Here is a 22,933-nt window from a genome sequence, read left to right on the forward strand (position 1 = left end):
GTTTCTGTTTAAATGAAAATAAATATTTTATACCAAATTACGAGTCTTTTCGCTTACATATTCCCATTTACAGAAAAACAACATGTCAAAATACTCGAACAAACAAAAAACCCATGCGAATTCACATGGGTTTTTACACAACTATTGATCTAATTTTAGTTTCTTCAATTGTTCTGCAAGTGCGTTATTGATTGGTTCTTCCACTTTCTTTTGTTTCTTCATATATTTGGACACATCGTGCTTACTGGCTCGTTTTTGATTGGATTGTGATTTGCGTTTTTCGAAAACAGACAGTTTCTCTCTATGACCACAAACACAGGCAAATATTTTGCCATCGCCTTCTCCGCGCAGCTCAAGCTTTTTATGACAGTTCGGGCAGCGTGCATTTGTTTTCTTTGCCACATTTTTTCGATGTCCGCATTCTCTATCCTGACAAACAAGCATGGTGCCGTTTTTCCCGTTCACTTTTAACATGAGTTTTCCGCAGTCAGGGCAATGTGTGCCTGTCATGTTGTCATGCTTAAAGGTTTGGTTCGTTTGTTTGATTTCAGATACGGCTTGTTTTGCATATGACTTCATTTCACTCATGAATTGAGAAGCTTTCAATTGGCCTTTCGCAATTTTAGAAAGCTTTTGTTCCCATTCCGCTGTTAACGCAGGTGACTTTAAATCTTCAGGTACTAAAGAAAGTAGCTGCTTCCCTTTCGATGTGATGAAGATGTCTTTTCCCTTTTTTTCAATTAAGAAGCTGTTAAATAGTTTCTCAATGATATCGGCTCTTGTTGCCACTGTCCCCAATCCACCTGTTTCACCAAGGGTTTTCACTAAGTCTTTTTCCTTGTTCTCCATAAATGCAGACGGGTTCTCCATGGCAGATAAAAGGGTCGCTTCGTTAAAACGAGCAGGAGGTTTCGTTTCGCCTTTTGTCTCTTTTAATTGGCGTACTTCAAGTGACTGCCCCTCTGTTAATGCCGGCAAGTGCTGATCTGCTTCGGCTGATTCCTCGTCTTCATAGGAATCATCGTACACGGCTTTCCAGCCGGCTGATTGCACAATTTTTCCTTTCGCTGTGAATGTCTCACTGCCGATCTTGGCGATCACTGTTGTTTCCTCATATTCAAAAGGGGTCATCAGTACAGCGAGGAATCGCTTGGCAATCAGGTCATATAATTTACGCTCTTTATCGCTTAAAGCACCTGGATACAGCTCTTCCTCGGTTGGAATGATCGCATGGTGATCTGACACTTTGGCATCGTTGACAAAACCTTTATTTGCTTTAATGCCTGATTGTAGAATGCGATTCACATGCTGAGCGTAAGGTCTAACGTTCATTCCTTTGAGTCGATCTTTTAATGTAGGCACGATATCTGCCGAAATGAAACGTGAATCCGTACGTGGGTACGTGACGAGCTTATGCTGCTCATACAGACGCTGAAGTGTAGACAGTGTTTCTTTTGCTGAAAAACCGTAGCGTTTATGGGCATCACGCTGCAATTCTGTCAGGTCATACAACCCTGGAGCAAAGGATTTTTTCGCTGTTTTTTTCAGTGCATCAATCACTGCAGATTTTCCTTTACAGGCTGCCAAGCGCTCCTTCACTACATCCTCTTGGAATGTACGGTTTTGTTTTGTCTTTGCATCCTGCCAAGTCAGCGTCAGTCCGTCTACTTGTGCAGTCAGCCCAAAGAACGGCTTCGGCTGGAATTGCTGAATGTCTTCCTCTCGCTTGGCGATCATAGCAATCGTTGGCGTTTGCACACGTCCACAGGATAACTGCGCATTGAACTTCGTTGTCAGCGCTCTTGTTGCGTTGATCCCTACAATCCAGTCTGCCTCTGCACGCGCCACCGCAGAGCGGTACAAGTTGTCATACTCTCTGCCGTCTTTTAATCGCTTGAACCCTTCTTGAATGGCTTTGTCTGTAACAGACGAAATCCATAAACGTTTTAGAGGCTTTTTCACATGTGCTTTTTCAAGAATCCACCTTGCCACAAGCTCCCCTTCACGTCCAGCATCTGTTGCGATGACAATGTCTTTTACATCTTTTCTCGCCAGCTGCGCTTTGACCGCTTGGAACTGCTTCCCTGTCTTTTTCATCACGACAAGCTTGAGTGGTTCTGGAATAATGGGTAAATCCTCTAGGCGCCAGGATTGAAATTCTTTCCCGTAGCCTTCTGGATCAGCCAGTGTCACCAAGTGGCCCAGCGCCCACGTGACAATGTATTGATCTCCTTCTAAGAAACCATTTCCTTTTTTATGACACTTCAGCACACGCGCTAAGTCACGTCCTACTGAAGGTTTCTCTGCTAATACAACTGTTTTTGACACGAAATTTCACATCTCTTTCTTCTATCCATCCTTTTATTATAGCAGACGTGGAGATGCGGTTCTAATGACTGAAAAATTCAATGATCTTCTAGAGAATAAATTCGGATAATGTTATATTTAATTAAATTATTTTACAAATTAGGGGGAATTTATGAAAACATTTAATAATTACATCCACAACGTATCTTTTTTTGATCTCTGCTCGACATCTCTTCTTTATTTTATTACTACTATAATATTATTTTCTGAAAATGAATATTTATTACTTATCTCTATACTACTAATCCCTTTTACATGGATATTAAAAATAGTTAGTATAATTAATTCATTCAAGAATTTCAAAAATATAGACATTAGTGAATCAGGGTTTAAATCAGATCGTGTAGCTAGAGGGAACACCTATATATACATTTCTATATTGACTTTGATTTTAGGATTTATAACATTTAGATATCTCGGATATCATTATTTTAGCAATTTTCATACAATTTCTTTCTTATGCTTTATTATATGTTTATTTTTTAGTGGACTTGCAATAAGTAAAAATAGTTATATTTTCAGATTCTGTTGTATTATTAGTGTAACATTTTTAGGATTATTCACATTGTTTTTAATTATTGTATCTTTTATATCTATGATATCTTTACTTTTGAGTTTTTTACCAATAGAAGCTAGTAATATTAGACAAGAATTTTTTGTACAACTTTATAACGTATTTTCGCTAAAAACTTTAATTAGTCTTTCCTATGTAATTGAAAGCCACTCATACGAGTTTATAACACTATCTATCTACTCAACTGTATTTTTATGCATAACTGTAATTATCCATCCAGCATATCAACTTGAGCAATTAAGTACTGCTTTTAAAATAAGCAATATCACTTTAACATTAAGCTCATTAGCCATATTTTTCTTTGTAAGTACAAGTTTTACATCAATTTCTTTAAATGAACTTAAAAATTGGGAATACTACAAGGATATTGATATCGCAGAGATTCAGAATAATTTCTCTAACTTTAAAACATATTTAAGTAATTTCTCCAAAGCAAATATTATAAGTGTTGGTACTATTTTTTTTGCACCTTATGTAGTGGGAATTTTAATTACATCTTTTTTACTCGACCTTAGGTTAAAACAAACAAAAAAAGTTTCTGCAGATATCTTAGAAAAATCCATGTTATTAAATCTTTCTTATAAAAACGAACACTTCATATCAAAAAAATATTTTTACTACAATGGCGATAAAAATCTATGGAAAATGCATAATGACTTAAACACTTTAAAGAAGAAAAATTCTGAATAAATTAAGTATAAAAAAGACATTTTTTAAAAATAACATGAACATATTTTGAATTTTTCGTAGATTTCCGCATGTCCAGACGATCTTTCGTTTATATTAGAAGATGAGAAACTAGCTTTTATACAGGAGGATTTGTATATGCATACAAGTATTAGCCGTCTTCGACAGGCGGGTTTTATTGAGGGTATGTCTCTTTTAACCCTTCTTTTAATTGCCATGCCTCTAAAATATTTTGCGGATATTCCGATGGCGGTCACCATTGTGGGCTCTCTTCATGGCGCATTGTTTGTGATCTATATGCTCATTTTGGCATATGTGACATTTAAAGTTCGCTGGCATTTGAAATGGTCCATCGCCGGATTCTTTGCGGCATTCATTCCTTTCGGCAACTTCGCCTATGATAAGGTGCTTCGCCAGTATGATACAAAAGCTTAATCAAAAGGGCTAAAACGAAATTCGTTTTAGCCCTTTTTCTACACGCTGACGTATTTTTTAAATCGATGCATATTTCACAATGGCTGCTTGACGTGTCATTTCGTGATATGCCACCCATAATTCATCACCTGGCAGTACGCTAGTGATCGGATCGATTGGCTGTTTCACTTCATACATCACGCCATCTCTCTCAATCTGAATGATCGCTAACGGCTGGTTGCCGATGACACCGGAAAATGTGACATGGGTCACTTTTGCACTTCCTTGTTTCTCTTGCATAAGACTGATTTCTTTATCCAGCTCTTCTTGTTTTGTCTGCATCGTGATTTGAGTTCCTGGCGCGACCTCCATATGGTCAGGGATGAATTGACTGACCGTTTTTGCGATGGATTGACCTCCGCTAGAAACCGTCACATCCAGCATAGTAGGCTTCTGATCATGAATTGTGACTGGATATTGCTTCACCCGTTGGATCGTTCCTGTTAATGTCACGTCTTTCCCCGCACGATTCCGCACTTCATGCCCATAGGCTGCCATTTTCAACTGACCGCTGATGTCAACGAGATCAGCTTTTTCTCCTGTTCTAAACTCAAAACCAGCGGCTTGAATCATCGGAATGGTATACCTTTTCTGATCTGCTTCAAATGTAAGCGATAAGACGGTGCCTCGTCCTACGGTTCCATATGATTCTATGTTTCTTAAAATAGCGCCTTTGATGAACTTTGGCTCGCTCGGCTGCGAGAAGTCACCCTCTTTTAAGAGCATCGCTTTTTTCTTTTTCGGATTGTAGAGAATGGCGATACGCTGACCCGGTTGCGGTATCTGAGTATAGGATACAACCGTTTTAACCGCCTTCTCGATATTTTCCCCATCATATTGAAATTGAAGCTGCATGTTGACCAGCGGCTGTTCATTGATGTAGGTACCCGTTTCTTTGACAGATACAATATTGGCTTCTAATGTGACACTGTCTTTTATCTTGTTCTTTCTCACCAGTCTCAAAATCGGCGGCAGGAAGATCGCTAGCACAAATAACAGCAGTGGGATAAAGAGCCATATCGCCCAGTTGAGAATGAGTGGTCCGCCCTTCATGACATATTGTATAAAGGTGTCAACAGACGTTTGGTGGGCTGGACTGGCATTTTCGATTGAGATGACCTTTTGCAAAGGGAATTCCTTTAGCTTTTTGCTTTTCGCCTCAAATGCCCCCGTTAATTGGTTGCCAAGTGAATAATAGAGCCAATCGCTCTTCACATTTTTATGAAAAGAGAGATCTTCTTTTTGTAAAGATTCATATGACAACGACTGAAAAAGCTTGCTGGCAGACGTCGCCTTATTTGTGCGATGATTATAAATATAACCAGTCAGCTTGCCTTTTGCTTCGTCCTTTGCTGTAGAGCCTGCAAGAAGAACTTCTTCTTCATTCAGCTGGTAGATAAAGGTTTGGTAAATCGGTTTTGGTGTTGGGACGACTTCCCCAAGCCTTCCCTCTGCATCCACTTTCCTTGGTCTTTTTGGATAGGTGGATTCGACAGCGACAGCAACGTTTTGTGATGATCCGATCGTTTTTTGCAGCTGCTGCACGACTTTATCTTCAATGAGGCTAAACGGTTCAGCACTTTTGGAGACATAGACCCCAAGCTGATGTTTCTCGTTTGAGATTCCGCTGACATATGCCTTCTGGTCATTTTTCAAAGTCAATTCAAACATGGGGAATGGGGTCTGCCCTCTAAAAGAATTCATGACGACATCGATGGAAACAGGTCTTGCTGGCAGTTTTAGCTCGTTGAGATTGTGCACATGAAACTGACCATTCTTTAGCTCACCGAGGACCGCAGCAGCGCCTTCCTTTTCTCCTGTAAACAAGAGTCGTCCATTCCATTGATATGTATTCGTTTTTAAAAACGAGGGTATCTGTAGATTTTGCTTAACGAGCTCTTTCTTTTCCCCGCTCGGCGTTAGTTTCTCGATCAACAGCTGCCCCTCTTTATTTTTTAAAGCAAGTAAGAGGTTGTTACCTTGAGTGGATGGCAGCATTTCATTAAACGTATCGCTTTCCGTGGTCCATTCACTGATTCTTTTTCCTGATTGAGGATCATACATTGCAAAATGGAGCTGCTGGTTTTTTGATACAGCACTCACCACTCGTTTTCCTTCATCGAATGTAAATATTTGTTTGACGTCATATTGCGTCGCTTTCCCTGCTGACAAATCATCTTGGTAATGGTTCCACACCAAGACACTAAGAATGATTGCTGGAATAAAGAAGACAATATACCTGAGGAAAATCACTGGTATTCTTTTCACTTGATCGCTTCCTTTCATGGAGTTCCTTTTTCTTATACGTCAGTGCAGCGAGAATGTTTCATGCTAGAAGAATACCATTCCAACTTTCTAAATCCATATTTTACATATTTGATTGTTTACGATAAAATCCAATCAGATTCAAAAAAAGGATGTTATCTCAATGGATAAGCTATCATCGATCATTCTAGCGGCTTGGCTGCGTGTTCCCCGTTGGTTCAAGCAAGGGGTGCTCGTATCTATTACCATTTTCTTTTTTTATATGTGCTTTGTAAAGGGGCTGACTAGCTGGCACACCTTGCCGCCTGTCACTTTGCTCGCATGCGCCATTTGTTCCTTCTTCATCTGGTTGGTGTGGCTAAACAGTCAAAAAAATAAGTAAAAAGGAGAATTTCATGAAAGAATCCATCTTTTATTTTGCTATCTCTTTTGTTCTTCAATGGGTTTGGTTTGGGGTTGTGCATCCAGATAGAGGCGTGACACTGCTGGACATGTTGATCTTCTCTATTTTGTTTACGGTGATGTTCTTTTTTATTGGCCGGATTTGGAGGTATCAGAAGAAAGGGCGAAGGGAGTGATAATGAAGCATTTCCTCTTTCTGTCGATGAGTGTTCGTTGTTCTATTGTTAGCGGCGAATCTTTTTGAAGGGGATGTCATGCGGATGGTGTCCGCTTTTTTTCTTCCTTTTTCCTATTTTATTGTTTAAAACGTAAAAAGGCTGCCAAATAGATGGCAGCCCGTTTCTTACTCTTTTCATGCAAATAAATAATCAATGTTTAATCTCCGTCACGGAGTGTATGAATTAAGATTCGATCATATCAGTGTGTCATATGTGTTCCGAGTGAACCTACGTTTGAAAGTAAACGCCATGGAAGTTCTGGATAACAAGACAACGAAAGCCCTACCTCTCATTCGTCCTTACGGCTCCGAAGCCGTGCCAGTGTGAATTGTAAATCAAAACGTCTTTTTTCCATTCTTCCGCTTTTATAGGGGGCGGTTGCAGAAGGAAAAGAATAAGTTTGTTCGCTTTGACAGCGTCTCGTTCTTATCAAGTAGAAGCTCTATTGCTTCTCATTATGTCATAGAAAAAAGAAAGTTTACTTTCTTTATTTATTTGCTATTTCAACACTTAATATAAAACTATAACACATTCCCCCAACTTACGCAAGTGTTAAAGTGATAATTCTGCTGGTGTCCGGTTTCCTTCGTTCATATAACGAATGGAGGTTGGGTCAATCTTAAGGATCACTAGGTTTGGATCATCTTTTCCTTTAAACCATTTCTCCATCTCATCAGACCAAAGGCGGTCGATCAGTTCTGGATCATCAGTTAATGTGGCTTTACCTGCGATTTCTGCATATGTGTCCCCAAATCCTTCACCTGAATAACCAATGAGAATATGAACATTCGGATTTTTTTCAATCTCATCAGCTTTATGTGTTTCTTTGCTTGTTGGTGTATATAATGTCAGCCCTTCATGAAAAAAAGTCATATAGCGGGTATGCGGCTTATCTTGTTCAACAGTCGCCAATGTTCCCACTTTTTGTTCGTCTAATAAGTTCATTACCTTTTGCTTTAACTCTTCTTGTGACATGTATCTTCACTCCTTCAAAATGTCATCCGTACTCTTAGGTTTCCACGACAATCCATTCATTAAACAAAGAAATGTGTTTTTCATAAAAAGACATCTTCTAGCTGATGCTATAAAAAACGGATACATTGAAGGGGGAAGTTGAATATGCATCATGAAACGATGTTCCATTTGAGTTCACTTGTTATTGCAGCGGTTGTTGTGGGCATTATCATATGGTCTGTCTCATCTGTACAGAAGAACCGGAAGAAATACTAAACACACCGCCCAATCAAATCTGGGCGGCGTGCTATTGATCATGTATTCATAAAGGAACCGCCGTTGACATGAAGTGTCTGTCCCGTCATATAAGACGATTCGTCCGAAGCAAGCAGTACATAGCAGCCTACATGCTCCACAGGCTGTCCTGGTCTTCCCATTGGCGTCTCGGCACCGAAACTTTCGACACTGTCTTCATCAAATGTAGATGGAATGAGCGGCGTCCAAATTGGACCGGGTGCTACACCGTTTACCCGAATTCCATCTTTCACAAGCGACTGTGCCATAGAACGAGTAAAGCCGTTAATGGCCCCTTTTGTCGCTGTATAATCAATCAGTACCTTGTTGCCTCGATACGGGTTAATAGATGTTGTATTAATAATGGAACTTCCCGGTTTTAAGTAATCGAGTGCCTTCTTCGTAAAATAAAAATAAGAATAGAAATTGGTTCTAAAGGTTTGGTGAAGCTGTTCACTAGAAATATCTTGAATACGTTCTTTCGGATGCTGTTCGGCCGCATTATTGACTAAGATGTCCAGCTGTCCAAAGGCTTCAACTGTCTTTTCTACCGCTTTCTCACAAAAGGCTTCGTCCCCGACATCCCCTGCAATTGTTAAACATTTGACGCCTTCCTGTTCTACACGTTTTTGCGTATCCTCTGCATCCTCATGTTCATTTAAGTATACGATCGCGACATGAGCTCCTTCTTTGGCATACGCAACAGAAACGGCACGTCCAATTCCGCTGTCTCCCCCTGTAATCAGCGCTACTTTTCCTTTTAGCTTACCAGACCCTTTATACGATTCATCCTCATAGATCGGCGCAGGATTCATTTCTCTTTCACTGCCTGGCTGCTGATCCTGCGTTTGGCGCGGAATGCCATTTGTTAAGTATTCACGTAAATCCATGTGTAAGCTCCTCCTTGATTTGTTGATGTATCCTTTCATTACCACTTCATTTTTTCACTCAAACATCCCTATGCGTCATCGATGCGTTTTGAAAACTGACAGGTTTCAGGATGGGAAAAATCGGTTACATAAACATAAAAAAGGAGCGTTCTCACATGCTGTCAACCATTTCTAAAACCTTTAGCAGACCAAAAGGCTGGCTCGGAAGCATCGCAGGTTTTATTATGGCAAATGAAAATAAGGCACTGAATCAATGGGCGATCCAGCATTTAGATTTATCAGATGGTGAAAACATATTGGAAATAGGCTATGGCCCTGGCTATAGCATCAAACATATGCTCAAGCATTTTGACGATCTTCACATTGATGGACTAGATGCTTCTTCAACTATGAAGGAACAGGCGCATTCGCGTATAAAGAAACGATCCAAAGAGAAGCATGTCCGGCTGTATGTCGGGAAAATTGAAAAAACGCGCCTGCCGGCGGATCAGTATGACAAAGTACTTTCTGTTAACAATTATACGATTTGGGATGACCCAAAGGCTGGCGCACTCAACCTTTATCACACCTTGAAGCCGGGCGGAACACTCGTCATTGTGATGCAACCAAGAGAAAAAGGAGCGGACGCCAATCGAACAAAAGAAATGAGCGAAAGCATCCTCAATGATTTAGAATTTGCTGGATTTGATCAGTTTTCTGTTGAATATGAGGAGATTCGTCCCACCCTCGCTGTCTGTGTCACAGCAAAAAAGCCGAGAAGCGAATAAGCTCTCGGCTTTTTTCTTACCATTTTGCCTCTTTGACAAATTGATAAAAAAGTTGATGTAATTTCTGTTCAATCTCTTCCTTTGTTCCTTGTCCATAAAGCGCCATGCTTTCTTCGCTTTCAATGATGGATGAACTGATCAGGCTAAACATTTCAGACCCTTCTTTGCCAAGCTCTAGCGGCGCTAGCATGAGGAGCATTCTGGACATAAGCTGCTGCCCGCCATCCATGCTTTTGATCTCGTATGCCTCATCAAGATCATAGATATGAAAGACCGGTTTTTTAATGAGATCATGCTTTAAGTGAAAAAGAGCAAACTCGGTTCCTGGAATGCCTAAACCACCTTGCTGCTCACGCTCAAGCAAACCGGCTGTCACTTCGTCTGCACGTTCTAAATAGCCTTGACTTTCAACCTGACGCATCAGCTCTCTCATTGTTGACTCATGCTGCTCCGTCGTCTTCTTTTTTTCGATTGTAAAATGGGACAAGATGCTGCGAATCACTGACATATAATTCGTGATTTGCTCTGCCATCCCTATCATATCAACCGTTTCCTCCACCGATTCTTTTGCAGATTCCTGCGCTCTTTTTTTCTCAATCAGATAAGGAATTTTTCGTTTAATATGAGACTTGACCCGCACCGCGTCATCCTCGTTTAAGAGCGGGCTGACCATAATGTAATCAATATGCTCGTAGGGGATCGGCACGGTTGATACGATCATGTCATAGCTTGTAGCGTCGATTTCCTTTAGCTCCATTAAGGAAGATAGATCGAATTTGGCGATCTCAGGCAATTCTTTTTTTAATCGTGATGCGAGCATTTTTGACGAACCGATACCGCTTGAGCAAACGACCAATGCATGAATCTTGGTTTCTTCTTTTTTAATTTCAAGCACCGAACCAAAATGAAGCACGATAAAGGCAATTTCATCCTCAGGAAATTCGATCTCAGGAAAGAAGCGTTCCACACCTTCTTCAATCGCCATGAACAGCAAGAAGTAGTCTTTTTTTATTTGTTGTGTGAGCGGATTGTAAATCCGCATCTTTTCTTTTAATCGGTTCATAGCTGGTTCAAGATGAGACACGAGTCCCTCATACAATGAATCGTTTTCATTTAAATGATAGCCTGTTTTATGAGAAATAAAGTCAATGAGTTTCTTCGTTCTCAGCGCGATATCTAACTCAATCTCATCAATGCGGTATTCTGCCGTAAAGCTTCGATTTGCACTGCGCAAATGGATGGTCATGTAGCCAACTTCAGCTTCAGGAATCTCTACATTAAACATGCGTTCTAATGCTCGTGCGATTCTGAGTGAAGATTCAAATTCCTTCGTCCGCTTTAATTCAAGCAATTCTTCCTCTTCCATCCGAATGGTTTCACCGATTTGAATGCGTTCAATGGCATAGGTTAAGTGAACGACAAGTGCAATATAGGCACTATCTGACAACGAGAGAGAGAGTCTGTTTTTCAAATGAAAGAGCAGCCTTTCTACCTTGAGCAGCTGTCCTCGACTGACTACCCCAAACACCTTTTCAGTCGCTTTCGTTCGATGTTTAATATTCATCTCAATCGTTTCGAGAAATAATTGAATGTCGAGACGGTCAACGATCAGGTTCCCGACAATTTTTCGTTTGGCTTCCTCCGGCCCTTTTAATTCAATGCCGTACCCACGCTTGCGGATAAGCAGTAAACCGTAAGGAGCGATCCAGTCCGTCAGTTCATCTAAGTCGTAGCTGATGGTCGCATTTGTGACCTGCAAGTCGGCTGCAAGTGTATATAATTTCACCGGTTCTTTTGCTTCAAGCAGGGCACACAGGATTAAGAGCTTCCGTTCATCAGAACTATATTCAATTTGATCTTCATTTGAAATATGAGACAGAAGCCGCTGTTTGTCTTCCTGTTCACCGACCGCCTTCAAGCCCTTCCCCGGCTGTTTATCAAGTGATAGGTTGTAATTCTTTAAAATAGGTTTAATGGATTTAAGTTCTCTATGAATCGTTCTTGTACTTACCTGAACAGAATCGGCGATCTCACGAATGGTGACATAACGATTTTGCTGAATCATATATTTGATCACTTTCTGTTCTCGTGCCGTTATGTACATGAAATGCCTCCTTCTGCTTAAATAGGTCTATTGTCACACCTTAATATAAAACGCTTTCACTGATCGATGCAACCTGAAGTTGATCTAAATTTGGCGCACAGGCTGTGACAAAATGAAAGACTCACACGTTTCTCCAAAAGGAAGGTCCATAATCCTTTTGATGAAATTGAATCGTTTGTTCATGAAATGGCAGTGTGCCCCCGACTTTTAATGAATAGGTAGGATTATAGACGGGAGAGCCAAAGCAATACTCCATCGTCCCTTCCTCCGGCCGAAACATGACGGTTCGCATCGTCCCAAACAGCTCTTCATAATTGTGCACAGTCAGACCAGCAGGGTATTCTGTCTGAAATAGTTCCGTAAGAGACTCGCTTGACGGCTGTTCTTCTAAAGCTTGAATTAACATGTCGTACCTGACAACAGAATGATGTTTCGTCAACCCTTTTGCCGTGTGATCAGCGAGCGGATGGTTCGTAGCCGCAATAAATCCACGCTCCGGCCTTCTCACCTTTTTTTGCCCATCAATCATTTCAATCACAGCCGCCTCTCCCTTCCGGTCAGCAAGCATGAGGTGAACATTAGACGCGACGGGCATTTCCTGTACCAAACGGAGGGCATCCTCCACCGTTTTACAGGACTCTAGCACAGCACGAATGACATGATATACTTGCAAGCCAGCAACAGCCGGCGGCTTTAAGCCTGGTTCGTTGCCAACAGGCGGACCGCATGCAGAAAATGTTACCGATAGACCATGCTCATTCATCCCATCCGATCGACCAAATAAGATTAATGATGAGCCTGTATGGACTGCTGAGCCCTTCACATGCGTAGATACAAGACGCATATCATCAAACAGCGGAGAAAAATCATAGTTGCGCAGCATCACCGTCTGTTGATTGGCAGCCTCATTCCCCTGCATCACACAATGGGAACAGCCTGGCTGAAGATGCGAAGAATAGAAAAAGGTCAAATCGCTTTCATCTATTTGCATTTCATCACAAAATCCCGAGAGCTCTTCTTCTAACTGAGGAAGAAACGGTCGAATCAGCTGCTTTGTTTCCTTCACAGCCTCTTTTGATAACGGTTCTGATTGAATGTATTGTTTCTTAAGCAAAGGGCGTTCCTTCAGCCAAATAGCCTGCTGCTTTCCTACCTCATAAGCTGTTCCTTTCAATTCATGAAAATACGCACTCATCTCCTGCATGCATCCACCTCTTTTGTCTTTGTTTCTTTTATCATATCGAAACAGCCCTTCATTTAAAAGAATGAAAAAAACTGTAATCCCGCGGGATCACAGTTGCTTAGCGGATTTTTGAAACAGCGCTTCTGCCATTGCTTCATATCCTTTGTGGTTCGGATGAAATTGATCAATCGATAAGTATGCGCTTTGATGACCTTCAAATACACCGTAAATATCCACCACTTCTACATGTGGATTCGTAGCAAGCTGGCGAAGGTGATGGTTGTATTGCTTCAGCCATCTCTCGGCGATCGGAATCTCAGGAAAAGGATTATATAAATTCAATAAATATACGCAGTATGGTTGATGCTGCCCTCTTTTTATCAGAGCGATTTCTTGAACCATTTTGCTAAAATTCGCCTGACAATGCATAGACGCTTGCAGCAGTTTCTTTTCATCTTCACCTTTTTCATACTGCAGAACAGCTTGAACAAGATCATTCCCGCAGCCTGTGATGGTGATGATGTCAGCATGAGCAATCGCCCGTCTTACATCAGACCGCTGAAAAAGCTGCAAGATCTCTTCCGTTGTTAACCCTGATTTCGCAAATACGGACAGTTTCACCGGTATATGCAGCTTCTTTTCAAGCTTCGCCGCATATCGCTCCGTAAAACCGCCGCCAAATAAACGTGCCCCCACCCCAACCGTTAAAGAATCTCCAATCGCAACATAGGATCGTCCCACTCTTATCCCTCACTCTCTCCTGCCTTCTCTTATATATACGAAAAAGAAGAAGAAATGCTTGTAGCAGATGGCTTAAAGGCATCCACCTTTTTTTTCAAAGACGCAGGATGAGCGCATTTACAAACACTTTACTTGCGATATCGATCCATTTTTTGTTCAATGGAAGTAGGGTTTTTTGCTTAAATCGCGGACTTGAAGCGTTTCAGAAAAATTTACAAACTTTTTATCTTGATTTCAAGACTTTATACCTTGACTTCAAACTATATAGTGATTACAATGAAAATATCAGTTTTTATGTAACTGTGCTTGTTACATCTTTTTCATAGCATTCCAATATGATTAAAGATGCCACATATTCAGTGTATCTTTGGGATACGCTAAAAAAATCATTGAAACAGGAAGGATTGAATGAACATGGCAAAAGTTTTATACATCACTGCACATCCGCATGATGAAACAGTTTCTTACAGTATGGCTACTGCTAAAGCATTTATCGAATCTTATAAGGAAGCAAATCCAAGTGACGAGGTTGTACATATCGATTTGTACAAAGAAAACATTCCTCACATTGATGCAGATGTATTCGCTGGATGGGGCAAGCTTCAATCTGGTGCTGGCTTCGATACACTTTCAGCTGAAGAGCAAGCGAAAGTTGCTCGCCTAAACGAATTAAGCGATCAATTCGTTTCTGCTGACAAATACGTATTTGTTTCACCACTTTGGAACTTCTCATTCCCACCAGTTCTTAAAGCATACATCGACTCTGTTGCTGTAGCTGGTAAAACATTCAAATACACTGAGCAAGGTCCTGTTGGATTACTAACAGACAAAAAAGCGCTACACATCCAAGCACGTGGCGGATACTACACTGAAGGTCCTGCTGCTGAACTAGAAGCAGGTCACCGTTACCTTGGAACAATTGCAAACTTCTTCGGTATTCCTTCTTTCGAAGGTCTTATTGTTGAAGGTCACAATGCTGAGCCTGCAAAAGCAGAACAAATTAAAGCAGATGCGATCGAACGTGCAAAAGCTTTAGGTAAAACTTTCTAATCATGAACACGCAAAAAGCCAATGATCTTAACGATCATTGGCTTTTTATTTGTTCAGTTGTAAAACCTAATTCTTTTGAAATGCCGCTGGCCGCTTTTTTGACCTGCTCAATTAAATAAGGAAGCCGTTCCTTTTGATAGCCAGCTTCAAACCCTGCAATACTAATGCCTGCTGCCACTTCTCCGTGATGATTGAAAATGGGCGCTCCAATAGCCGCAGTATAGTTTTCAAGCTCTGAATAGCTTAACGTATATCCACGCCTGTTTGATTCTTCGATCATGTTTCGCAGGACATCTTTATCGGTAATAGTTCCGATCCCGATTTTCCCGAGCTCTACCGAATCAATATAGGCAAGTCTCTCTTCCTCTGGCAAAAAGGAGAGAATACTTCTCGCACAAGCTCCCGCATATAATGGGGATCTTCTTCCGACAGCGGTATAGAGCCGGACGGGCTGCGTTCCTTCCATTTTCTCCACATAAATGGCTTCATCTCCTTCACGAATAATGAGCTGAACAGCCTCACCTACCTCATCACGCAAGTTTTCCATAAAGGGCCTTGCAATTCTACGGATATCGAGGCGGTCTGCGACAAGCTGACCGTATTCAAGGAACATCAATCCTAATCGGTAAACACCTGAAGGATGCTTTTCTAATAACCCCATATCGGCTAACGAGTTGGCCATTCGGTGTACAGATGTTTTGGGCATGCTCGAGAGCTCAATCATGTCATTTAACGTTAATTGTTCGTGTGTGATAAAAAGCCGTAATATCTCCATTGATTTCACAACGGTTTTATTTGTGTTCTGCATGTTCCTCACCTTTTCTAAAACGAAAATGCTTCGAGTTTTAATCTTGCCGTCAGGTCCTTCATCTCTGCTTCTTGTGTGAATAAGGCTTGCTCTGCTTCTTGGCGGCCAATTTGTTGAAACGTGAGATTCGCTCCAGGCATCGCCTGCGCAATGAGCGGCAAATCGACTGTTGCCACCTCACCAATACGGGGATATCCACCTGTCGTTTGACGATCTGCGAGCAGAATAATCGGCTGGCCGTCAGGAGGAATTTGAATAGAGCCAAAAGCAACCGCTTCTGAAATCAATTCAAGTTTTTGCTTTAAACGAATCGGTTCCCCTTTCAATCTGCATCCCATACGATCAGATTGGGGAGTGACCTGATAAGACCGTTCGAAAAAAGCTTGCTGCGATTCTTCCTGAAAATGAGCTAAATGTCTGCCTGCCAGCACCCGAATGACTGGTGATTTCCCGAGAGGCAAAAAATGCGCATGATTGACTGTCCAGTCTGGCGCAATTTCCCCTTTGCTTTTTAACATGTGAACGAGGCGCTCCGCCAGTGGTGACGGTTCTCCCATTGGCAGGACGTCTCCTTTTTCTAGCGGACGCCCTTCTATCCCGCCTATCTTCGCTCTGACATACGTACTTTTACTTTTCATCACCGGCTCAACATCAAATCCACCGGCTACAGCGAGGTAGGAGCGGCATCCCCTCTTACAAGGGCCAAAGGTGATCGTGCTTCCTGCTCGAATGAAGAGTGGTTTCCATAGAGGCGCTCGTTCCCCGTCAATCTCAATCTCCACATCAGCACCGGTCAAGGCAATCAGCTGATCCTTCTGACATGTCAACACTGGGCCGGGCCCCATTAAAGTGATTTCCAGTACCGCTTCGTTTTCTTGATTCCCGGTGAGGATGTTGGCGATTCGGAGCGAGAGCGGGTCCATGCCGCCGCTCGTTAACACACCGTACTTCTGATAGCCTATTCTCCCTTTATCTTGAATGGTGGTGAACATTCCTGGTTTGATGACATGCATACTCAACGATCTTCCTCCTTCATGCTGAAAAATTCCTTTTCAGACAGTTGAACAAATCGAACCTCGTCCCCTGCCTTTAGTAGACTAGGTCTCTCAGCATTCGGCCGAAATAAGGACAAAGGGGTTTGTCCAATGAGCTGCCAGCCTCCGGGTGTAGATATCGGATAAACCCCTGTCTGCTTCCCCGCAATACCCACAGATCCTTTTGGAATCGACATTCTTGGTGTTTGTCTGCGCGGAGCTGCAATTTTTTCAGAAAGTCCGCCTAAAAACGGGAACCCAGGAGCAAACCCAATCATATAGACAAGATACGTCCCGGATGTGTGAATGCGTACAACTTCTTCAGGCGTCAAATCATTGATATGGGCGACTTCTTCTAAGTCAGGACCGAGCTCTCCTCCATAACATACAGGAATGTCGACGATCCGGCGCTTTGCCTGATTCCCCTCCTGCCAGTTGTCTTCAAGGAGGTTTTCAATATAGTCTTTGACCCATTCATACGGAGAGATCGCACGTTGCTTAAGCTGAGCAGATTGATACACCTTATAGGGCTCATAAAAGACGGTCACGTTTGTAAAAGCTTGAACAGCTTCCACATATCCTTCAAATGGATGCTGTTCAATACATGAAAACAGCTGCTTCACACGCTCATGAATGTCTTCACTTATATCAGTCCCGGCTTGGATGACAATGGCTGCGTCTCCTAGCGGGTGGAACGTGATCGTATCTTTTATCGTTGAAAATGCCACTCTTATGACACCTCTCTTTCTACAGGACACCGAGCTTTTGATCTCTTACATCTGTTATAAACATATGACCGGGTGCATGGGTGATCGCAATGTCTGGCTTAGTGTGCATGACGATGGCTTGCGGCGTCACACCACATGCCCAAAACACCGGAACTTCCCCTTCTTTGATCACAGATGGTTCTCCAAAGTCTGGTTGATCTACATGTTCAATGCCAATCACAGCTGGATCACCTATATGGATAGGACCGCCATGTACCGATGGGAATCTAGACGTCACCTGAACACTTCTTGTGACTTGATGCGCTGGGATCGGCCTCATGCTGACAACCATCGGACCATGGAATACACCTGCCCTTTCACAGGGAATGTTCGTTTGATACATTGGGACATTATGTCCATCTTCAATATGGCGGACAGGAATGTCATTCAGCATGAGTGCATGCTCAAACGTAAAGCTGCATCCGATGAGAAAGGCGACCATATCATCCTCCCAATAGGAAGAAATATCTGTTACCTCTTCTTGAAGAACCCCTTTTTTGTAAACACGGTATTTAGGGAAATCCGTTCGAATATCGGCATCAGGTGCTGAACGCCTTGGCACTGGATCACCTGGGTCGAGCACATCAAGCAAAGGACACGAAGCCGGATTCCGCTGACAAAATAAAAGAAAATCGAAGGCCAGCTCTTTTTTGACGATCATTAAGTTGGCTTGAGCAAATCCCTCAGCAAAGCCAGCCGTTGGTCCTGTGATCTTCTGCTTACGAATCAATTCCCTTATTTGTGACGGCTTATAGGTTTGATATGCTTTCATGTGATCAGCTCCATAGTTTTGGAATTTCATTCATGATGGTATATCCGCCCATGATTGCCATGATGACAACAACAAACGCACCTGTTGCGGTCAAAAAGAATGGATGGCGATAATCACCGACAATTTCTTTTTTATAGGCAGCAATCAGCAATGTTCCGAGTGCAAGCGGCAAGATCAATGCATTGATGGCCCCAACCAAAATCAATATGTTCACAGGTCTCCCAATCGTTATAAAACAAATGGTCGAGAGCGCAATGAATCCAACGATAATGCCTCGTTGATTTTTCTCGATTTTTGGTGAGAAGGTTTTAAAGAAGGAAACGGAGGTGTATGCCGCTCCAATGACTGAGGTAATGGCAGCAGCCCACATAATAATCCCGAACATTTTATATCCAACATTTCCAGATGCTAATTGAAAAACAGACGCAGGCGGGTTCGACGGATCAATCTGTAAGCCTTTTGAGACAACTCCTAGAACGGCTAAAAATAAAGCCACACGCATTACGGATGTGATCAAAATACCGAAAATGGAACTTTTCGTCACTTGCGGCAATGCTTCCTTCCCCTTAATGCCAGCATCCAGCAGACGATGACCACCAGCAAAAACGATATAGCCACCAACTGTCCCGCCGACAAGTGTGACAATCGATAACATGTCAATTTTCTCTGGCACAAAAGTTCTCATGACCGCTTCTCCAACTGGCGGTGCTGTGGAAATAGCCACATACAGCATCAGACCAATCATGACAAAACCAGCGATTTGTGTGAATCGGTCCATCGCTTTTCCTGCCTCTTTGATGACAAAAATGAGAATGGCAATGACTGCACTGACCCCAGCCCCTATGCGGGGATCGACGCCGAATATGACCTGAAAACCGAGACCCGCACCAGCGATATTTCCAATATTAAAGGCAAGACCCCCAATGACAATCAAACAGGCTAACACATATCCGAGCCCCGGCAGAACCATATTGGCAATGTCCTGTCCTCTTTTTTCCGAGACGGCAATGATACGCCATACATTTGTTTGCGCAAAAATGTCTAGCAAAATGGAAATCAAGATGACAAACCCAAAGCTAGCTGCGAGCTGCTGTGTGAACACCGTTGTTTGTGTTAAAAATCCCGGTCCAATGGCGGACGTTGCCATTAAAAAGGCTGCGCCCATCAGCATAGAACGGTTCCCTTTTGGAGCTTTCATCTGTTTGGCTTTCTCTCTTTTCATGCTGTTTCCCCCTTTGATGACGATTTATCGAAAGGCCTTGAGTTGAATAGTGGCTTCTTTTAGCTTCGCTGTAATGGTTTTTGCAAATTGAAGCGCGTGACTGCCATCCCCGTGGATGCATACCGTATCTGCTTTGAGCTGAACATCTTCCCCTTGCACTGTCTTCACTTTTCCCTCTCTTACCATACGGATGACCTGCTGAACCGCCCTTTCATCCTCTTCAATAAGTGCATGAGGTTCACGGCGGGATGTCAGTGTCCCGTCTGGTTGATACGTGCGATCAGAAAAAACTTCATGTGCCACTTGAAGACCGATTCTTTCCCCTGCTGACGCAAGTTCACTGCCTGACAGCGCAAATAACACAAGGTTAGGATCAATATCATACACAGCCTTCGCGATCGATTCAGATAATTCAGTATTTTTAGCCGCCATGTTGTAAAGGGCGCCATGTGGTTTGACGTGCTGCATCATGCCGCCTTCTGCTTTCAGAAAAGCTGATAGTGCACCAATTTGATAGATCACAAGATCATAGGCTTCCTCTGCTGAAATAGCGATTGGACGTCTGCCAAAACCGACTAAATCTTGCAGACCTGGATGTGCACCAATTTGAACCCCTTTATCCAGTGCCATTTTAACCGTCTTTCTCATCACAGTTGGATCTCCCGCATGAAAACCGCATGCAATATTGGCTGAGGTAACATATTCAAGAATTTGTTCATCTGAACCGATGGTGTATTGACCAAAACTTTCTCCCAAATCACAGTTAATATCCACTTGATACATAGGACCCCTCCTTGTCGTTCCGAATTGCGGAATAGAAAGTCCGAATATTCGAATTTATATTGATTATACCAACTTTGAATAGACTGCACATGAAATTGTCAGAAAATATAACAATAGAACTAGGAGAAAACAAAAAAAGTGAGAGGTCATGTCCTCTCACTTTTTCTACTCATTTATTTAGACAGCACCCAATGTTGGATGGCTTTTGCTACCCCGTGCTCTGTATTAGGAGCCGTAATCCAATCAGCCGCTTCTTTCACAACTTCTTGTGCATTGCCCATTGCAATGCCTAATCCGGCTTCTTGAATCATCGCCATATCATTCAGACTGTCGCCAAGTGACATGACGTTGTCCATTGTGCAGCCAATGCGTTCTGCTACTTTTGCAAGAGCTGCCGCTTTGTTAATGCCTGCTGCATTGACTTCAATATTGGTTGGACTGGAATTCGTGATTTCTAGCTGTCCATTTGTTTTCAATGTATGGAGGACTTCCTCACGAACAGCATCGTCATGAATATCAAAACCAAATTTCAACCATTCGTGGTCATGAATGCGTTCTGGGAATTCTCCTCTCCACACTTTATCCACAGTAGATGCCCAGTAATCGGTTTCGTATCTGTTTTTTAGATCCCACATCATCTGAACGTGATCGGGATGCAGCAGTTCCCGTTCAATCAACTGGAAGTTTGAATCCCAAATTTCACTTCCGTTCGCTGTGACAAGATAAGAAGAGAGTTTCAGCGGCTCGACCAGCTCTCGGCATGTCATCAGCGTACGTCCTGTACTAATCACCACATGGACCCCTTTGGCTTCTGCTTCTTTAATGGCTTGTTTATTTTCCTCAGGAATGACGTGCTCACTGTTTAACAGCGTGCCATCCATATCAATGGCAATCAATCGGATGTCTTTCTTATCAGCTTGTGTTGACAAATTGAGTACCCCACTTTGTATCATTTTTTGAATCTATCTTTATTTTAATATAAAGATGAAGATGGCACAAAGGGACGAGTTTGATCCCAAAGAAAAAAGACCTTGTGACAGGTCTTTTTTCTTCTTCTTAACGTTCACATGCGATGCCGTCTTTATCACGGTCAAGGTGTGTATTTTTTAAGTAGAGTGCTTTTGATACATAAGGCTTGTACTTCGTTTTTCCACCTTTGTTTTTCGTATTTTTGCTTTTTGCCACGCCGCCTTTATACACTTTGTTGAGTGCTTTGCAGTTTTTGTACTTGACTGTCTTTGCATCCGCTGTGTGAGTGTCAACTTGTGTAAAACTAAGTAAAAGACCGAAAGATATGACAGCCACCATGATTTTTTTCAACATGTAAGTTCCCTCCTATTTTTTCTCATTTTACATTTTTATCATATGTCACCACATTTTGTTTTTCAAGACGATTGAGGTAGGAATATTGGTTTTTTTGGAATTAAATGAATCTTATTGCCTATGTGGTAAAATGAGTGGGAAACCTTTCCGGTTTTGACACGTATATGAAGAGAGGAGCTTTCCACATGAAAATGAAATATACCATTCTATATGTAAACGATGTTGAAGCAAGTATTCAGTTCTACCATCATATCCTCGGTTTCCCGATTAAATTAAGAGTTGAATCCTATGTTGAGTTTGATACAGGAGAAGTGACTTTATCGATTAATTCACGCCAAGATGTGAAAGAGTCACTTGGTCTGCCTGTTCCAGAGGCAGTTAGCTCGTCACAAACGTTTGAGATTGGCTTTGTTGTGGATGATGTGAATGAAACAATTTCATCCTTGAAGGAAAAAGGAGTACCTGTCATCAAGGAACCTGCCAAGAAGCCGTGGGGACAAACGGTCAGTTATGTGTCTGATCCTGATGGACATTTCATTGAAATATGTGATGCGGTCTCCTACTAGCTGTCTGAAGGAGTGAAGCATAATGAGAAAGAAACATGCTTTTTTTGCTGGTGTTTGCTCCATGCTGTTGATTTGCAGTGCGGCGCTCATATTACAGCACCATGAATGGATTGGATTCGTCAGTGGTGGAATCTCTATTATTGCGTTCGTTGCATCTGGATTTCTTATGGGTGCATGGACCAACGGGGAAGAGGCACGAGCGGCCTATCACTCTGAAACAAAAGAACACCGGATGTTTCGTCTTGATACGGCTTTTCTTTTCATCATCTTTGCCCTTCCGCATATGGGTGCAGCACTGTTATATGTTTTTATGTAAATAGTTAATTTGGTTCAAAGGAGTAATTAACATGGCTGTTTTTGTCTTATTCGTTGTATTTGGTTTCCCTATGATCTCTGTGCTGATTGGTATTTTCGGCACATTGTTTTTAAAGAACATTTGGTTTCCTACCTTGATTGTGCTGGTTGCGAGTGTGATTCTGATGTTCACCTCTATTGGTGGAAATGAATCTTTTCTCATTTGGGTCATCGTCTACACAGTCTGTGCATTTCTCGGTGCATTCATTACAAAGCGATTCCAAGCTGTTTCATAAATACTCATCAAAAAAAAAGAACAGTTTGCACTGTTCTCAGGCTGTCGAGAAAATCTCGACAGCTTTATTTTTTTCCTTAAAATTTACATCTCCTCATT

At 42.0% G+C, this 22,933-nt stretch carries 24 protein-coding genes; 9 read left to right on the forward strand and 15 right to left on the reverse strand.

The window, feature by feature from the left end:
• Window positions 1-141 precede the first annotated feature (141 nt).
• Complete coding sequence (locus MHH23_RS19035) at window positions 142-2,328, reverse strand: DNA topoisomerase III (RefSeq protein WP_340960061.1); 2,187 nt, start codon at window positions 2,326-2,328, stop codon at window positions 142-144.
• Between the two features lie 604 nt (window positions 2,329-2,932).
• On the opposite strand from MHH23_RS19035, the gene MHH23_RS19040 reads away from it, so the two are divergent.
• Together MHH23_RS19040 and MHH23_RS19045 are read left to right on the forward strand one after the other, a co-directional pair.
• On the forward strand, window positions 2,933-3,631 hold the full coding sequence (locus MHH23_RS19040) for a hypothetical protein (RefSeq protein ID WP_340960063.1): 699 nt from the start codon (window positions 2,933-2,935) through the stop codon (window positions 3,629-3,631).
• A 135-nt stretch (window positions 3,632-3,766) separates the two neighbouring features.
• The gene (locus MHH23_RS19045) at window positions 3,767-4,063 is read left to right on the forward strand and encodes a DUF3817 domain-containing protein (protein WP_008347156.1); all 297 of its coding nucleotides are present in this window, start codon (window positions 3,767-3,769) and stop codon (window positions 4,061-4,063) included.
• Between the two features lie 57 nt (window positions 4,064-4,120).
• Here the strand turns inward: MHH23_RS19045 and MHH23_RS19050 are convergent, their stop codons facing one another.
• Window positions 4,121-6,388: a hypothetical protein gene (locus MHH23_RS19050; protein WP_340960064.1), complete on the reverse strand. Its 2,268-nt coding sequence runs from the start codon at window positions 6,386-6,388 to the stop codon at window positions 4,121-4,123.
• 142 nt (window positions 6,389-6,530) lie between these two features.
• Between MHH23_RS19050 and MHH23_RS19055 the strand changes: the two genes are divergently transcribed.
• Together MHH23_RS19055 and MHH23_RS19060 are read left to right on the forward strand one after the other, a co-directional pair.
• Window positions 6,531-6,749 (forward strand): hypothetical protein, encoded by a 219-nt coding sequence (locus tag MHH23_RS19055; protein ID WP_144668130.1) that lies wholly within the window; start codon window positions 6,531-6,533, stop codon window positions 6,747-6,749.
• A gap of 13 nt (window positions 6,750-6,762) precedes the next feature.
• Complete coding sequence (locus MHH23_RS19060; RefSeq protein ID WP_041091160.1) at window positions 6,763-6,945, forward strand: hypothetical protein; 183 nt, start codon at window positions 6,763-6,765, stop codon at window positions 6,943-6,945.
• 594 nt (window positions 6,946-7,539) lie between these two features.
• Here the strand turns inward: MHH23_RS19060 and MHH23_RS19065 are convergent.
• Window positions 7,540-7,962, reverse strand: a complete 423-nt coding sequence (locus MHH23_RS19065) for a pyridoxamine 5'-phosphate oxidase family protein (protein WP_008347166.1) — start codon at window positions 7,960-7,962, stop codon at window positions 7,540-7,542.
• A gap of 293 nt (window positions 7,963-8,255) precedes the next feature.
• On the reverse strand, window positions 8,256-9,125 hold the full coding sequence (locus tag MHH23_RS19070; protein ID WP_024720227.1) for an SDR family oxidoreductase: 870 nt from the start codon (window positions 9,123-9,125) through the stop codon (window positions 8,256-8,258).
• 155 nt (window positions 9,126-9,280) lie between these two features.
• On the opposite strand from MHH23_RS19070, the gene MHH23_RS19075 reads away from it, so the two are divergent.
• A complete protein-coding gene (locus MHH23_RS19075) occupies window positions 9,281-9,892 on the forward strand; it encodes a class I SAM-dependent methyltransferase (protein ID WP_340960066.1) in 612 nt (203 codons plus the stop codon).
• A gap of 16 nt (window positions 9,893-9,908) precedes the next feature.
• Here the strand turns inward: MHH23_RS19075 and MHH23_RS19080 are convergent, their stop codons facing one another.
• The 3 genes from MHH23_RS19080 to MHH23_RS19090 form a co-directional block, all read right to left on the reverse strand.
• Window positions 9,909-11,996, reverse strand: coding sequence for a BglG family transcription antiterminator (locus tag MHH23_RS19080; protein WP_039166154.1), 2,088 nt, complete (start codon window positions 11,994-11,996; stop codon window positions 9,909-9,911).
• A gap of 121 nt (window positions 11,997-12,117) precedes the next feature.
• Complete coding sequence (locus MHH23_RS19085) at window positions 12,118-13,200, reverse strand: C45 family peptidase (protein ID WP_335364453.1); 1,083 nt, start codon at window positions 13,198-13,200, stop codon at window positions 12,118-12,120.
• Between the two features lie 87 nt (window positions 13,201-13,287).
• Window positions 13,288-13,920 (reverse strand): GDSL-type esterase/lipase family protein, encoded by a 633-nt coding sequence (locus MHH23_RS19090; protein WP_041508281.1) that lies wholly within the window; start codon window positions 13,918-13,920, stop codon window positions 13,288-13,290.
• A gap of 414 nt (window positions 13,921-14,334) precedes the next feature.
• Here MHH23_RS19090 and MHH23_RS19095 point away from each other — a divergent pair, with 414 nt between their 5' ends.
• Window positions 14,335-14,970 carry an FMN-dependent NADH-azoreductase gene (locus tag MHH23_RS19095; protein WP_024720223.1) on the forward strand — a complete coding sequence of 212 codons (636 nt, stop codon included), beginning with the start codon at window positions 14,335-14,337 and terminating at the stop codon, window positions 14,968-14,970.
• 34 nt (window positions 14,971-15,004) lie between these two features.
• On the opposite strand, the gene MHH23_RS19100 is transcribed toward MHH23_RS19095, so the two are convergent.
• The 8 genes from MHH23_RS19100 to MHH23_RS19135 form a co-directional block, all read right to left on the reverse strand.
• A complete protein-coding gene (locus tag MHH23_RS19100) occupies window positions 15,005-15,778 on the reverse strand; it encodes an IclR family transcriptional regulator (RefSeq protein WP_268430341.1) in 774 nt (257 codons plus the stop codon).
• A gap of 14 nt (window positions 15,779-15,792) precedes the next feature.
• Entirely contained in the window at window positions 15,793-16,797 is a 1,005-nt protein-coding gene (locus MHH23_RS19105; protein WP_335364454.1) for a 5-oxoprolinase subunit C family protein, read from the reverse strand.
• Entirely contained in the window at window positions 16,794-17,540 is a 747-nt protein-coding gene (gene pxpB, locus MHH23_RS19110) for a 5-oxoprolinase subunit PxpB (RefSeq protein WP_284724834.1), read from the reverse strand. Before pxpB ends, MHH23_RS19105 begins: the two co-directional genes overlap by 4 nt.
• 19 nt (window positions 17,541-17,559) lie before the next feature.
• Window positions 17,560-18,351, reverse strand: coding sequence for a putative hydro-lyase (locus MHH23_RS19115; protein ID WP_025206766.1), 792 nt, complete (start codon window positions 18,349-18,351; stop codon window positions 17,560-17,562).
• A gap of 4 nt (window positions 18,352-18,355) precedes the next feature.
• Entirely contained in the window at window positions 18,356-19,573 is a 1,218-nt protein-coding gene (locus MHH23_RS19120) for an NRAMP family divalent metal transporter (RefSeq protein ID WP_007498097.1), read from the reverse strand.
• Window positions 19,574-19,597: 24 nt separating this feature from the next.
• Window positions 19,598-20,356: a LamB/YcsF family protein gene (locus MHH23_RS19125; RefSeq protein WP_058336797.1), complete on the reverse strand. Its 759-nt coding sequence runs from the start codon at window positions 20,354-20,356 to the stop codon at window positions 19,598-19,600.
• 173 nt (window positions 20,357-20,529) lie between these two features.
• Window positions 20,530-21,309, reverse strand: coding sequence for a Cof-type HAD-IIB family hydrolase (locus MHH23_RS19130; RefSeq protein WP_370539173.1), 780 nt, complete (start codon window positions 21,307-21,309; stop codon window positions 20,530-20,532).
• Window positions 21,310-21,412: 103 nt separating this feature from the next.
• Window positions 21,413-21,676 carry an excalibur calcium-binding domain-containing protein gene (locus tag MHH23_RS19135; RefSeq protein ID WP_024720214.1) on the reverse strand — a complete coding sequence of 88 codons (264 nt, stop codon included), beginning with the start codon at window positions 21,674-21,676 and terminating at the stop codon, window positions 21,413-21,415.
• A 188-nt stretch (window positions 21,677-21,864) separates the two neighbouring features.
• Between MHH23_RS19135 and MHH23_RS19140 the strand changes: the two genes are divergently transcribed.
• Genes MHH23_RS19140 through MHH23_RS19150 form a run of 3 tightly spaced genes read left to right on the forward strand, consistent with a single transcriptional unit; the run spans window position 21,865 to window position 22,835 of the window.
• On the forward strand, window positions 21,865-22,245 hold the full coding sequence (locus tag MHH23_RS19140) for a VOC family protein (RefSeq protein WP_268383591.1): 381 nt from the start codon (window positions 21,865-21,867) through the stop codon (window positions 22,243-22,245).
• Between the two features lie 22 nt (window positions 22,246-22,267).
• On the forward strand, window positions 22,268-22,561 hold the full coding sequence (locus tag MHH23_RS19145; RefSeq protein WP_017358499.1) for a DUF5316 family protein: 294 nt from the start codon (window positions 22,268-22,270) through the stop codon (window positions 22,559-22,561).
• A gap of 31 nt (window positions 22,562-22,592) precedes the next feature.
• The gene (locus MHH23_RS19150) at window positions 22,593-22,835 is read left to right on the forward strand and encodes a DUF2651 family protein (RefSeq protein ID WP_056408094.1); all 243 of its coding nucleotides are present in this window, start codon (window positions 22,593-22,595) and stop codon (window positions 22,833-22,835) included.
• Window positions 22,836-22,933 lie beyond the last annotated feature (98 nt).

This window comes from Bacillus sp. FSL K6-3458, assembly GCF_038005045.1.
Classification (GTDB): domain Bacteria; phylum Bacillota; class Bacilli; order Bacillales; family Bacillaceae; genus Bacillus; species Bacillus altitudinis.